This window comes from Burkholderia sp. BCC1996, from assembly GCF_905339955.1.
Lineage (GTDB): Bacteria > Pseudomonadota > Gammaproteobacteria > Burkholderiales > Burkholderiaceae > Burkholderia.
Genome location: NZ_CAJPHM010000003.1, coordinates 62,064 through 74,477 on the forward strand (window position 1 = coordinate 62,064; position 12,414 = coordinate 74,477).

Sequence of the window (12,414 nt, forward strand, 5' to 3'; positions counted from 1 at the left end):
TGGCCGCCGCCAACGGTGCGTCGTCAGCGCTCGACCGCGCGCAAAAACTGGCCGATTCGCCCTCGCACGTCATGATCGACCGCGAGAATCATGTCGGGCGCCCCCGATTCGAGGATGACGCCGTCGGCGACGAAATGAATCCGGTCGGCGAGCTTGCGCGCGAAACCCATCTCATGCGTGACGATCGCCAGCGTCATGCCGGCTTCCGCCAGCGTCCTGATCGTATCGAGTACGCCAGCGACCAGTTCCGGATCGAGCGCCGACGTCGGCTCGTCGAACAGCACGACCTTCGGCTCCATCGCGAGCGCACGAGCAATCGCAACGCGTTGCTTCTGCCCGCCCGAGAGCTGATCCGGATAGTGATCGAGGCGCTGGGCGAGACCGACTTCGGCGAGAATCGCTTCGGCATCCGCTATCGCCCGATCACGCGCGCGGCCGAGCACATGAATCGGTCCTTCGATCACGTTCTCGAGAACGGTGCGATGTGCGAACAGATGGAACTGCTGGAACACCATCGGCATCTTGCGGCGCGCGGCGCGTAGCCGCGCCTCCGGCTTCACCCGGAACGAGCCGCCGTCGCTCCCGCACAGCGCTTCACCGTCGAACCGAATCTCTCCGCCGGTCGGCACGTCGAGGAAGTTGATACAGCGCAGCAGCGTCGATTTCCCTCCGCCGCTCGGCCCGATGAAGAAATTGATCTCGCCGGTCCGGATGCTGAGGTCTACCCCTTTCAGCACCGCGAGATTCCCGAACGATTTTTCCAGACCGCGCACCTCGATGATCGGCGTCGAACCGTCAGTCATGTCAGCCATCAAGAGTCACCCCCGCGCCGCGCTTCGTCCCGAACGTGCCGATTGCGCCTGCGGACGGGACGCGCGGCACCATGCGCAGGCCCCCACGATGCGCGGGGGTAAACTTCCGTTCGACCCATCGCACCGCGCGCGCTGCGGCAAAACTCATTGCGAAGTAGATGATCGCGACCATCAGATAAACCTGCATGCTCGCGAAGGTCTCCGCGATGACGATCGTGCCGTGCCGAAGCAGCTCGTTGACGGCGATGAACGACACGAGCGACGAGTCTTTCATCAGCGATATGAAGTAGCCGCCGACGGTCGGTAGCGCGACCTTCATCGCCTGCGGCAGGATCACGCGCCGGTATATCTGCGCGTTCGACATGCCGATGGTCATGCCAGCCTCACGCTGCCCCGTGTCGATCGACTGGATCGCCGCCCTGAACACCTCCGACAGATAGGCGCCGAGATTGAGCGTCAGGCCGAGCACGCCGGCCCAGAAGCCCGGCAGTGTCAGTCCAATCTGAGGCAACGTGAAATAGATCACGAGCAGCTGGACGACCAGCGGCACATCACGCCAGATCTCCACGTAGCAATTCAGTGGCCAGACGATCCAGCGGCGCGGCGACAACCTGCCGATCGCAACGACGAGCCCCAGTGCAATCGCGCAAAGCATGCTGATCAGGGAAAGCTCGATCGTGATCAACGCACCTTTCAACAGAAACGGGAAGTACCGCGGGATCATGTGAAAGAGGAACTCGTTCATGTCACCGCCCTACTTCGTCAACGATGCCTGTTCGGCCGACCATGCGCCGTATTGGCTCAGAATGCGCTGCCGCGTCCCGTCCTGGTCCATCGATTGCAACGCGTGATTGACCGCGTTGAGCAGGTCCGCGCATTCGGTCCGAACGGCGACTGCGCTGGCCCCGAACCGGTAGTTCGCTTTCGCCTCGGCATCGACCCATTCGGGTTTGGGATGATAGAAAATCGGCTGGCCTACCACGCGGAGATTCTTCATTTTCTCGCGCTGACCAAGCAGCGTGCCTTGATCGAGCAGGACCGCGTCGACCTGATTGTTCTGCAGCGCGACGAACGGCTCGCCGAACGAGTTGAAATCCATCACATCGCCGATCTTGCCCTCGTCCATCAGGCGATGCGCATTCACCGAATCGTTCGTACCAAGCGTCGTGCCAACCTTCTTCCCCTTCAGATCGGCCGGCGACCGGATCGGCGAATCGTTCTTCACGATGATCTGGTCATAGAGCAGGAAATACGGGCGGGAGAACTGCACGTTCGCCATCCTGATGCGTTCCTGCGTCGCCGACATCGACGAGAAGATCACGTCCCATCGCTTCGACTTCAACCCCGGAATCAGGGTGCTCCATTCGGTGACCACGTACTCCGTCCTGGGCACGCCGATGCGCTTGCCGACCTCCTTGAACAGTTCCGCCTCGAAGCCGCCATAAGAGCCGTCCTCGTTCTGCCAGACAAACGGGCGCGTTCCCATCAGGCCATTGCCCGAGCGCAGCACGCCAGCGGATCTGACATCGTCGAGACATCCCGCGTGGGCGCCCGGCACGGCATTCGGTAGCAGCGTGACGGCAGACAGGACGAGCAGACGCTTGATGGCTTTCATGGCAAAGACTCCGAACGTGAGGATAGACGGGCGTCAAAAGGGGTTCACCGCATGCGACGTCGCGTTCGCCTCTGCCGGGTGACTCTGCAAGCGGTCTAGACCAGACTAGACCACGGCCGCTTATTTTCAAGATCGTTTCCTTTGCAAGCCCCTCATAAAACCTTAAAAAAATCTCAACGCACTGATTTATATGCATATTTTCAGCATTGGTAATTTCACCAATAGGGCCTTCACCCATATCCAAACCGGACTAGACTGTCAGATCGTACCGGCACTGCACGCCGGACCGGCCAGCATCACCGTACGCGGGAGCCGAGATCGGAATACCGTCGCGATGGCGATGCATCGAGCCAGTCATCCTTGCCGCGAGGACGAGCGATCACTTATGGAAACGATCCTGCACACCCTGATGTCCACACTCGGTAACGACGCGATACGGACGGGCGCGGCTATCGGCGACCGTTATCTTGGTGACTGGAGTCGAAAGTCCGCGCATCGTCCACTTGCGGTCGTGCTCCCCCGAACGACCGAGCAAGTCGCGACGACGCTGCGGCTATGCAACGACGCACGCCAGAGCGTCGTTCCCCAGGGCGGACTGACCGGCCTCGCGGGCGGAGCCGTACCGACCATGCGGGACATCTGCATTTCGCTGGAACGGATGACAGGCATCGAGGAGATTGACGCGTCTGCGTCGACGATGACGGTACTTTCGGGAACGACGCTTCAAACGATTCAGGAAGCCGCATCAGAGGCTGGCTTCGAATTCCCGCTCGATCTCGGCGCTCGCGGTACCTGCCAGATCGGCGGCAACCTTGCCACGAATGCGGGCGGCATTCGCGTCATCCAGTCCGGAATGGTCCGAGACCAGGTGCTCGGGCTCGAGGTCGTCCTGGCGGACGGCAGCGTGCTGAGCGGAATGGGCAAGATGGTCAAAAACAATACGGGCTACGATCTACGCCATCTGTTCATCGGATCCGAAGGCACGCTCGGCATCATTACGCGTGCGGTATTGCGTCTCGCGCCGCGCCCGACGCATCGCAACACCGTGCTGTGCGCACTGCCCGGCTATCGCGGCGCGGTCGATCTGTTGCAGTTGCTGAGAACGCGCTTCGGCAAGGAACTCAGCGCGTTCGAACTGATGTGGCCGGACTTCTTCACGCTGGGTGTATCGCTGTCACGCAGCAAGCACAGCCCGCTTTCCGCTGCGTATCCGCTGTACGCATTGATCGAACAGACCGGTCACGCCGATGGCAACGATGAGCGACTCGCCGACGTGCTGGGCGAACACCTCGAATCGGGCCTCGTGCTCGACGCCGTGCTCGCGCAATCCGATACGCAAGCACACGCGCTTTGGGAGATCCGTGAGGCAACGTCCGAATTTCCGGTCAAGCTCGCCCCGATCAATTTCGACATCAGCATACCGATCGGCGCGATCGGCCAATTCGTCGACACATGCCGCGGCGTGCTCGCGCAACGCTGGCCAAGCAGTCGGGCCTATTTCTTCGGCCACATCGGCGACTCGAACCTCCATATCACCGTCGACGGGCACACAATCCCCGATGTGCCGCCCGACGCGGTAGAAAGCGCGATCTATGAACTCGTCAGAAACTTTCAAGGCTCCGTCTCAGCCGAACACGGCATCGGCACGCACAAGCGCGCATTTCTCGGCTATACGCGAAGCAATACGGAACTCGCATGCATGCGGGCGATCAAGCATGCGCTCGATCCGAACGACATCCTCAATCCCGGCAAGCTCCTTTCTTGAGTCCGCATCGGACATCAGCGCCGATGAATGAATCCGGCGCGATGCAGCCCCTGCATCGCGCCGGTCCACCTGCAGCACATCAGCCGAGCAGCAACGCGTCGTCGTCGAACTGCTCGTGCCGCACCTTCTCGAACATCTGCAGCAGGTCCGGCACGTCGAGCCCGCGGCGCTGGTCGCCCGACACGTCGAGCACGACCTGCCCCTGGTGCAGCATCACCGTGCGGTCGCCGTAGTCGAGCGCCTGCCGCATGCTCGTCGTGAGCTTGCTCTCGGTGACGATGCGCGCCGTCAGCTCCAGCACGAACGCGGCCGTCTTCGGGTCGAGCGCGGCCGTGTGCTCGGCGAGCAGCAGGATCCGCGACGGCCGCAGCGACGCCATCAGCAGGCTCACCGCATGCCGCCGCGCCGCCGCGAAGCGCGCGCGACGCCCGGCCGGCGGCGCTCCGCGCCGATCCCGCCGCAACGCACCAGCCGCCCTTGCCGCTTTACGTTATGCTGTCCGCCGACCCGATCCACACCAACGGAGGGCGCATGAAACGGGGGATCCGTGCGATTACATGTGCGGCCGTCGCGCTAACGCTGCCGGGTGCGGCATTCGCGCTGACCGACGGCTACGCGCAATACGACGACTGCATGCTGGGCGCGCTGCGCGAGAGCCGCAACGGCGTGGCCGCGCAGCTGATCCAGCGCTCGTGCGACGCGCTGTACCGCAACAACGCGATGCTGCTGCCGCGCGAGCGGCGCTTCCACGAGTGCGTCGTGCAGTCGCTGCCGGGCGTGCGCGACAACTACGCGATCCAGCAGATCATGGCGATCTGCTCGCGGCGCGGCGAGATGTGAGCCCGCGCTGAACGCCGCGCGCCGCGCAATGGTCTGCCGGCCGCACCAACGAAAAAGGCCTGCGCGATGCAGGCCTCTTCGTTTCAACGGTCCGACCGGTGTGCGGCGTTCAGAACGACGCAACCATCGAGCCCTTGAACTGCTTCTTGATGAACTCCCGCACTTCCGCCGACTGGTACGCCTTGACCAGCTTCTTCACCCACGGCTGATCCTTGTCCTTCGCGCGCACGGCGATCAGGTTCGCATACGGGCTCGTCAGCGATTCGAGCGCGATCGCGTCCTTGGTCGGCTGCAGGTTCGCGGCGAGCGCGTAGTTCGTGTTGATCACGGCGGCGTCGACGTCCGACAGCACGCGCGGCAGTTGCGCGGCGTCGAGCTCGGAGATCTTCAGCTTCTTCGGGTTCTCGGCGATGTCGAGCACCGTCGCGTTGTTGCCGCCCGTGCCGGCGCCCGTCTTCAGCTTGATCACGCCTTGCGTCTGCAGCAGCAGCAGCGCGCGGTTCTCGTTCGACGGATCGTTCGGCACCGCGAGCTTCGCGCCTTGCGGCAGGTCCTTCAGCGCCTTGAACTTCTTCGAGTACACGCCGATCGGCGAGATGTAGGTCAGGCCCGCGCTGACGATCTTGTAGCCGCGCTGCTTCACCTGGCTGTCGAGGTAGGGCTGGTGCTGGAAGCTGTTCGCGTCGAGGTCGCCCGAGTCGAGCGCCGCGTTCGGCTGCACGTAGTCGTTGAACTCGATGACCTTCACGTTCAGGCCTTCCTTCTCCTTCGCGACCTTCTGCACGACCTGCCACACTTCCGCATCCGGGCCGGCCACCGTGCCGACCTTGATGACCTTGTCCTCGGCGTGCGCGCCCGCCGACAGCGTCAGCGCGGCACCGGTGGCCAGCACGGAAAATACCTTCAGGAGACTGCGACGCTTCATCTGTTTCTCGCTTTCTTGCTAACTGAAAATGGGGCGCGATACGGGTATCCCCGGACTCGCAGGAAGGGGCAAATGGTGTCACAGGATCGGCCGGAAGTGAAATACATCCCGCTCATATGGGTATGCACCGCGGCGGTGCTGGTGGACGATGCGCGACGACGGCCGGCACGACAGGGAACGGCCGCTGTGCTAAAAAGACCGGCCGACCGGCACACCACGCGCCGGCGACAATTCCAGGGCCATCCATGTACGTCATCGACATCCACTACAACGCATCGCTCGAGCGCATCGACGATGCACTCGAACGCCACCGCGCGTATCTGCAGCCGCTGTTCGAGCGCGGCATCTTCATCGCGGCGGGGCCGAAGGTACCGCGCGAAGGCGGCGTGATCCTCGCGGCCCGCATCGACCGCGACGAACTGGACGCGATCCTCGAGACCGATCCGTTCGTGACCGAAGGGCTCGCGACGTATCGCGTGACGGAATTCCGGATCACGCGTGCCGCGCAAGGCTTCAACGTGCCGGCGCTGCCGTAACGCGCGCAAGCGCGTCAGCGCACGAATGTTCATACGCAGCCGCCCCGCGAGGCGGCGCATGCAGATCGAGGAGAAGAAGGAGGAATGCGTGACGGCGCGTCGCGGCCGTCACGCGTAGCGCCAGGCGAGCGCCCGGGCGAACCTGCGGCGTACGCCGTTCAGTCGACCAGCAGCTTCAGGTCGTGGACCCACGGGCCGGGGCCCTGGCCGTCGCGCACGAACAGGCGCAGCTTGCCGTCGCGATCGAACACGTAGCTCGCGGCGGTGTGATCCATCGTGTAGCTGCCGGGCGTCTTGCCGGGCACCTTCGCGTAGTACACGCGGAAATCCTTTGTAACCTTCTTGAGCGCCGCCTCGTCGGCCGGCCGCAGCCCGATGAACGACGGATCGAACGCGGGCACGTACTGGCCGAGCAGCGCGGGCGTGTCGCGCTCCGGATCGATGGTGACGAACAGCACCTGCACACGCTTCGCGGCATCGGGGCCGAGCTGCTTCAGCGCTTCGGACAGTTCGGCCATCGTCGTCGGGCATACGTCCGGGCAGTGCGTATAGCCGAAGAACACCACGACCGCCCGGCCCTTGAAGTCGCCGAGCGTGCGCACCTTGCCCGCCGTATCCGGCAGCGAGAAATCGCTGCCGAACTGCGTGTTGCCGGTGATGTCGAGATTCTGGAATTTCGGCGCGTTGTCGCAGCCGGCGAGCAGCGTGGCTGCCGCGAATGCGCACGCGAGCATCCAGCCTTGGCGCGCGCGGCGCCCGAACCATGAATGGAGCATTGCGTTCAAACCGTGCGGTTACACGCCGAGCAGCGGGCGCGCATAGTGATCGACGAGCAGCGCGGCGAACAGCAGCGACAGGTAGACGATCGAGTAACGGAAAGCCTTGCGGGCGAGTTCGTCCGAATAGTCGCGATGGATCTTCCACGCATACGCGAGGAACACCGCGCCGAGCAGCACCGCGCTCGTCAGGTAGACGGCGCCGCTCATCCCGGAGATGAACGGCATCAGCGTGACCGCGAACAGGATCACCGTGTACAGCAGGATGTGCAGCCGCGTGAACTTCTCGCCGTGCGTGACGGGCAGCATCGGCAGGCCCGCGTTTTCGTAGTCCTTGCGGCGATAGAGCGCCAGCACCCAGAAATGCGGCGGCGTCCACACGAAGATGATCAGCACGAGGATCCACGCGTCGCCGGGCACCGCGCCGGTGACCGCGGCCCAGCCGAGCGCCGGCGGCATCGCGCCCGATGCGCCGCCGATCACGATGTTCTGCGGCGTCATCGGCTTGAGCAGCAGCGTGTAGATCACCGCGTAGCCGACGAACGTCGCGATCGTCAGCCACATCGTCAGCGGGTTCGTGAAGGTATAGAGCGTCCATGCGCCGACGCTGCCGAGCACGGCCGAGAACAGCAGGATCTGCGGCGTCGTGATCTCGCCGCGCGCGGACGGACGCCACGCGGTACGGCGCATCATCGCGTCGATCTTCTGCTCGACGAGGCAGTTGATCGCGAACGCAGCGCCGGCCAGCAGCCAGATGCCGACCGTGCCGCCGATCAGTACATGCCACGGCACCATGCCCGGCGTCGCGAGAAACATGCCGATCACCGCGCAGAACACCGCGAGCTGCGTGACACGCGGCTTCGTCAGCGCCATGTACTGCGAGAACCGGCTACCGGGCGATTGGGAAAGGGTGCTTTGCATGGGGACGGTCACGCCGGGGCGGCGTCGCGCGCGGGCTGCACGACACGGCCGGGGCGGCTTGAAAGGATGCGAAAGTTTAACATGACGACGAGCAGCAGCAGGATCGCGGCACCGCCGTTGTGCGCGACGGCGACCGGCAGCGGCCACTGCAGCACGATGTTGGTCAGGCCCGTCAGGAACTGCAGCAAAACCACCAGCAGCACGCCGTTCGCGGGCCGGCGCAGCGACTCGAAGCGGCGCATCTTCAGCGCGAACGCGACCAGGTATGCGACGACGACGAACGCGAACGTGCGGTGGGTCCAGTGGATCGCGACCAGCGCGTCCTGCGTGATCGCGTCGCCGTCCTTCGTCATGCCGAGCGCGCGCCACAGATGGAAGCCCTGGCCGAAGTTCATCGGCGGCATCCACTGACCGTTGCAGGTCGGGAAGTCGGTACACGCGAGCACCGCGTAGTTGGTGCTCACCCAGCCGCCGAGCGCGATCTGCACGACCAGCAGCACCAGCGCCGCGAGCGCGGCCGCGCGGTAGCGGCCGGCCTCCGGGTCATGCGACGGCAGCGGCGTCTGCCGCGCCGCGAGCCAGCCGAGCGTGCCGAGCAGCATGAGGCCGAGCAGCAGGTGGGTCGTGACGATCACCGGCTGCAGCTTCATCGTGACCGTCCACGCGCCGAACACGCCCTGCACGACGATCAGCAGCAAGAGGCTCGTCGGCCACCACGGCGACACGTGCAGCGGGCGGCGGCGCAGCCGCGCGGACCAGGCGATCACGACCTGCGCGATGATCAGCACGCCGATCGCCATCGCGAAATAGCGGTGGATCATCTCGATCCACGCCTTCGTCATGCTGACGGGGCCGGTCGGCATCGCCTGGTGCGCGGCCGTGATCGCGGCGTGCGCGATGAACGGCGACGACGTGCCGTAGCAGCCGGGCCAATCGGGGCAGCCGAGACCCGAATCGGTCAGCCGTGTGAAGCCGCCGAACATTACCAGGTCGAGGGTCAGGAACGTGGTGATCCACACCAGCTTGCGGAACTTGTTGTCGTCGGCCTTCACCCACACGTACGACAGCGGCAGCAGCGCGATGCAGAGGCCGATCAGGCCGAGTTGCAGTAGATACGACATCGAATGGTTGCCTCGTCGTCTCGCCTTAGCCGATGCTCGACCACTTCAGCAGCTTGGTCACGTCCGACTTGATCTTGCTGGGATTCGGGTCCTTCGGGAAACGCATCATCAGGTTGCCGTTCGGATCGACCATGTAGAGGTGGTCGCTGTCCTTCGTGCCGGCGTCGGCCGGCAGCCATGCAGCCACCGCGGCCGGATCGGCGACCAGCCGGCGCGTGTCCGGATAGGCTTCCAGAACCTTCTGCGGAATCGCGTCCGCATCGCTGCGCAGCCACACCATCGTGATCCGGTGCCGCTCGCCCGCCTGCGTGACGCGGATCTGGCGCATGAAGTAGAGCTTTTGCGCGCATGCATCGTCGCACGCGCTGCGGTCGGTCATCACGAACAGCCACACGCCGCGCAGCGACGACAGCGGCACCGTCTTGCCGGTTTCGTCGGTGACCTGCAGGTCGGCCGGGATCGGCCGCTGCGGCTCGATCAGCGTGCCGTAGTTGGTCGAGCCGCCCTTCGGCTTGATCACGTAATAGGTGAAGTACGACGCGATGATCGGCGCCGCGCACACGAGACCCAGCAGCACGAGCATCCAGCGGCCGCGCTTGCGGGCCGCGGGCGAGATCGGCGCAGCGGCCGGACCCTGACGGGAAGATTGCATGGACAAATCAGACCTCTCGAAACGAACCCGCGGCGCGCGCGCCGCGTCCTGCCATGGCGCTCACGCGCCGGCCGACTTCTTCGCCGCACGCCGCGCGGCGTACAGGCCGAAGCCGAGCGCGACCGCCGCCATGGCCCACCACTGAAACATGTAACCGTAATTGCGCTCGACGCCGGTCGTCGCCGCCGGCCAGTCGCGCACGAGCTTGTCGCCGTCGTCGCTCGTCTGCTGGATCACGAACGGCTGCAGCGGCAGCCCCGTTTCCTTCGCATACGCGGCGACGTCCAGGTTCTGCCGGATCTTCTGGTGCGCGGCCGAACCGCCTTCGCCGAGCTCGAACGCGCGCGACGCGTCGGCGCGCGCGATGCCTTCGATCTCGATCTCTCCGTCGGGCGTCGGGAACGGCTCGATCGCCGTGCGATCTGCGATGTTGCGCGGCAGCCAGCCGCGGTTCACCAGCACGGCGCCGCCGCCCGAGAGTTTAAACGGCATCACGACGTAAAAACCCGGCTGGTCGTTATACGGCCGATTGTCGAGGAACACCGCCTGCTCCGGCAGGAAGCGGCCCTTCGCCCGCACGCGGTGGAACTCGATCGACGCGAGCGGAATCGGCTGCGCGCCGACGTCGACCGGCGCCGCATGCTCGTAGCGCACGACGTTCGCCTGCAGCGCTTCCTTCTGGTGCGCGCGGTCGCGCTGCCAGAACCCGAGGCGAATCGTGACCGCGACGACGACGAGAATCAGCAGCGCAGGCAGCCAGCGGATCTTCATCGGGCCACCCGCGAGGCGCATTCGCGAAAGCGAAGTGCGATAATTATCCTCTTCCTTTCGAATTGCCGTCGTCCGGTTCGTGTCATGCACATCCTCGTTCCCATCGCCTTCGTCCTCATCGTCGCCAGCATGGGCTCGGCGCTCTACTTCATGATGCAAGACCGCGGCCATACGAAACGCATGGTGTGGTCGCTTGCCACCCGTGTCGGGCTGTCGATCTCGCTGTTCCTGTTCATCCTGTTCGCGAACTGGATGGGCTGGATCCATTCGACCGGCCTGCCGATCGGGCGTTGATGCCTTCACCGCGCCGGCCTCTGTAATCGCTGTGACATTTCGCCGCACAGCGGCGCTACCAAGCAAAAGCGCCGCCTGACTGAGTCGCGGCGGCGCCGGATTGGCGTTGAGCGCAAGCAGCCGGCCGCTGCCCCGTCCCCGCCAATGAAAACGGCCCGCGCATCGCTGCGCGGGCCGTTGTTGCATTTACAGCCAGTAGACGACGACGTACAGGCCGAGCCAGACGACGTCGACGAAGTGCCAGTACCACGCGGCGCCTTCGAATGCGAAGTGGTGATCCGGCTTGAAGTGGCCGCGGATCATCCGCACCAGCACCACCGCGAGCATCGTGCCGCCGAGGAACACGTGGAAGCCGTGGAAGCCCGTCAGCAGGAAGAACGTCGAACCGTACACGCCCGAGTTCAGCGTCAGGTTCAGTTCGTTGTACGCGTGGTAGTACTCGAAGCCCTGCGTGAACAGGAAGCAGACGCCGAGCACGAGCGTCGCGGCCAGCCACGCGATCGCCTTGTTGCGATGATTGTCGCGCAGCGCGTGGTGCGACACCGTCAGCGTCGCGCCCGACGACAGCAGCAGCGCCGTGTTCAGCGTCGGGATCGGCCACGGGCCCATCGTCTTGAAGTGACCGGCGAGCGCGGCCGGGCCTTCGTTCGGCCACACGGCGGAGAAATCCGGCCAGATCAGCTTGTAGTCGAGGCTGCCGAGCTGGTGCAGCGCGATTTCACGCGCGTAGAACAGCGCGCCGAAGAATGCGCCGAAGAACATGACTTCGGAGAAGATGAACCAGCTCATGCTCCAGCGGTACGACTTGTCGACGTTCTTGCCGTAATGACCGCCTTCCGATTCGGCGATCGAATCGCCGAACCAGTGGTACAGCGTGAAGAGCAACCACAGCAGGCCAAGCAGCGCCGTGTACGGAGCCCAGTCGTGACCGTTGATCCACAGCGCCACCGACGCGAGCATGACCAGCAGGCCGCAGGCCGCGCTGATCGGGTGCTGCGACGGATGCGGCACGAAATAGTACGGGGTCTGGTTTTGACCGCTCATGCTTGATTCTCCACTTCAGTCCAATTTGTGTACCGGAAACCGCTCCGGCTTTATTTCTTGCACGGCACGACCGCCGCCGCTCTTTCCCGCACGCAGCGCCCGGGCGCTACGCACTGCATTCTTTCGTGGCCGCGAGCCTCAGCCCACGACCGCACGCACGATCAGGATCAGCACGCCGATGAACACACCGGCCGCGATCAACGCGACGATCAGCACGTGCAGCGGATTGAGCTGCGTCGCGTCGGCCTCCAGGTCGCGCCGCTTGCGCACCCCGAAGAACGACCACAACACCGCTCGCAACGCCTGGCCGAACGACCCGCTCCGCTTGGTCTCTGTCACTGC

Annotated in this window: 15 protein-coding genes and 1 pseudogene; 4 read left to right on the forward strand and 12 right to left on the reverse strand. The window is 64.6% G+C overall.

Going from position 1 to position 12,414, the window contains the following annotated elements:
* Positions 1–23: 23 nt before the first annotated feature.
* Genes U4Z64_RS04485 through U4Z64_RS04495 form a run of 3 tightly spaced genes read right to left on the reverse strand, consistent with a single transcriptional unit; the run spans position 24 to position 2,427 of the window.
* Positions 24–812, reverse strand: coding sequence for an amino acid ABC transporter ATP-binding protein (locus U4Z64_RS04485; RefSeq protein WP_321811411.1), 789 nt, complete (start codon positions 810–812; stop codon positions 24–26).
* A complete protein-coding gene (locus tag U4Z64_RS04490) occupies positions 805–1,557 on the reverse strand; it encodes an amino acid ABC transporter permease (protein ID WP_063927872.1) in 753 nt (250 codons plus the stop codon). Before U4Z64_RS04490 ends, U4Z64_RS04485 begins: the two co-directional genes overlap by 8 nt.
* 9 nt (positions 1,558–1,566) lie before the next feature.
* Positions 1,567–2,427 carry a substrate-binding periplasmic protein gene (locus U4Z64_RS04495; RefSeq protein ID WP_044848205.1) on the reverse strand — a complete coding sequence of 287 codons (861 nt, stop codon included), beginning with the start codon at positions 2,425–2,427 and terminating at the stop codon, positions 1,567–1,569.
* Between the two features lie 385 nt (positions 2,428–2,812).
* On the opposite strand from U4Z64_RS04495, the gene U4Z64_RS04500 reads away from it, so the two are divergent.
* Positions 2,813–4,192, forward strand: a complete 1,380-nt coding sequence (locus tag U4Z64_RS04500; RefSeq protein ID WP_321819345.1) for an FAD-binding oxidoreductase — start codon at positions 2,813–2,815, stop codon at positions 4,190–4,192.
* A 79-nt stretch (positions 4,193–4,271) separates the two neighbouring features.
* Here the strand turns inward: U4Z64_RS04500 and U4Z64_RS04505 are convergent.
* Positions 4,272–4,592 (reverse strand): annotated as a pseudogene (locus U4Z64_RS04505) (ABC transporter ATP-binding protein); the annotation flags it as partial.
* 131 nt (positions 4,593–4,723) lie between these two features.
* On the opposite strand from U4Z64_RS04505, the gene U4Z64_RS04510 reads away from it, so the two are divergent.
* The gene (locus U4Z64_RS04510; protein ID WP_321819346.1) at positions 4,724–5,032 is read left to right on the forward strand and encodes a VF_A0006 family four-cysteine protein; all 309 of its coding nucleotides are present in this window, start codon (positions 4,724–4,726) and stop codon (positions 5,030–5,032) included.
* A gap of 109 nt (positions 5,033–5,141) precedes the next feature.
* Here the strand turns inward: U4Z64_RS04510 and U4Z64_RS04515 are convergent, their stop codons facing one another.
* A complete protein-coding gene (locus tag U4Z64_RS04515; protein WP_044848208.1) occupies positions 5,142–5,957 on the reverse strand; it encodes a MetQ/NlpA family ABC transporter substrate-binding protein in 816 nt (271 codons plus the stop codon).
* A gap of 245 nt (positions 5,958–6,202) precedes the next feature.
* Between U4Z64_RS04515 and U4Z64_RS04520 the strand changes: the two genes are divergently transcribed.
* Positions 6,203–6,493, forward strand: coding sequence for a YciI family protein (locus U4Z64_RS04520; protein ID WP_044848209.1), 291 nt, complete (start codon positions 6,203–6,205; stop codon positions 6,491–6,493).
* A gap of 158 nt (positions 6,494–6,651) precedes the next feature.
* On the opposite strand, the gene U4Z64_RS04525 is transcribed toward U4Z64_RS04520, so the two are convergent.
* The 5 genes from U4Z64_RS04525 to U4Z64_RS04545 are packed head-to-tail and all read right to left on the reverse strand — an operon-like array spanning position 6,652 to position 10,734.
* On the reverse strand, positions 6,652–7,269 hold the full coding sequence (locus U4Z64_RS04525; RefSeq protein WP_044848210.1) for an SCO family protein: 618 nt from the start codon (positions 7,267–7,269) through the stop codon (positions 6,652–6,654).
* A gap of 18 nt (positions 7,270–7,287) precedes the next feature.
* Positions 7,288–8,190: a heme o synthase gene (cyoE, locus tag U4Z64_RS04530; protein ID WP_006477738.1), complete on the reverse strand. Its 903-nt coding sequence runs from the start codon at positions 8,188–8,190 to the stop codon at positions 7,288–7,290.
* Positions 8,191–8,198: 8 nt separating this feature from the next.
* Positions 8,199–9,311, reverse strand: a complete 1,113-nt coding sequence (locus U4Z64_RS04535; RefSeq protein WP_321819347.1) for a COX15/CtaA family protein — start codon at positions 9,309–9,311, stop codon at positions 8,199–8,201.
* A gap of 25 nt (positions 9,312–9,336) precedes the next feature.
* Positions 9,337–9,963, reverse strand: a complete 627-nt coding sequence (locus U4Z64_RS04540; RefSeq protein ID WP_124571330.1) for an SCO family protein — start codon at positions 9,961–9,963, stop codon at positions 9,337–9,339.
* A 60-nt stretch (positions 9,964–10,023) separates the two neighbouring features.
* Positions 10,024–10,734 carry an SURF1 family protein gene (locus tag U4Z64_RS04545; RefSeq protein WP_257773562.1) on the reverse strand — a complete coding sequence of 237 codons (711 nt, stop codon included), beginning with the start codon at positions 10,732–10,734 and terminating at the stop codon, positions 10,024–10,026.
* Positions 10,735–10,818: 84 nt separating this feature from the next.
* Here U4Z64_RS04545 and U4Z64_RS04550 point away from each other — a divergent pair, with 84 nt between their 5' ends.
* A complete protein-coding gene (locus U4Z64_RS04550) occupies positions 10,819–11,028 on the forward strand; it encodes a twin transmembrane helix small protein (RefSeq protein ID WP_044848213.1) in 210 nt (69 codons plus the stop codon).
* 186 nt (positions 11,029–11,214) lie between these two features.
* On the opposite strand, the gene U4Z64_RS04555 is transcribed toward U4Z64_RS04550, so the two are convergent.
* Both U4Z64_RS04555 and U4Z64_RS04560 read right to left on the reverse strand, forming a co-directional pair.
* Positions 11,215–12,072, reverse strand: coding sequence for a cytochrome c oxidase subunit 3 (locus U4Z64_RS04555; protein ID WP_044848214.1), 858 nt, complete (start codon positions 12,070–12,072; stop codon positions 11,215–11,217).
* A gap of 138 nt (positions 12,073–12,210) precedes the next feature.
* Positions 12,211–12,411 (reverse strand): DUF2970 domain-containing protein, encoded by a 201-nt coding sequence (locus tag U4Z64_RS04560; RefSeq protein ID WP_006760730.1) that lies wholly within the window; start codon positions 12,409–12,411, stop codon positions 12,211–12,213.
* Between the last annotated feature and the right edge of the window lie 3 nt (positions 12,412–12,414).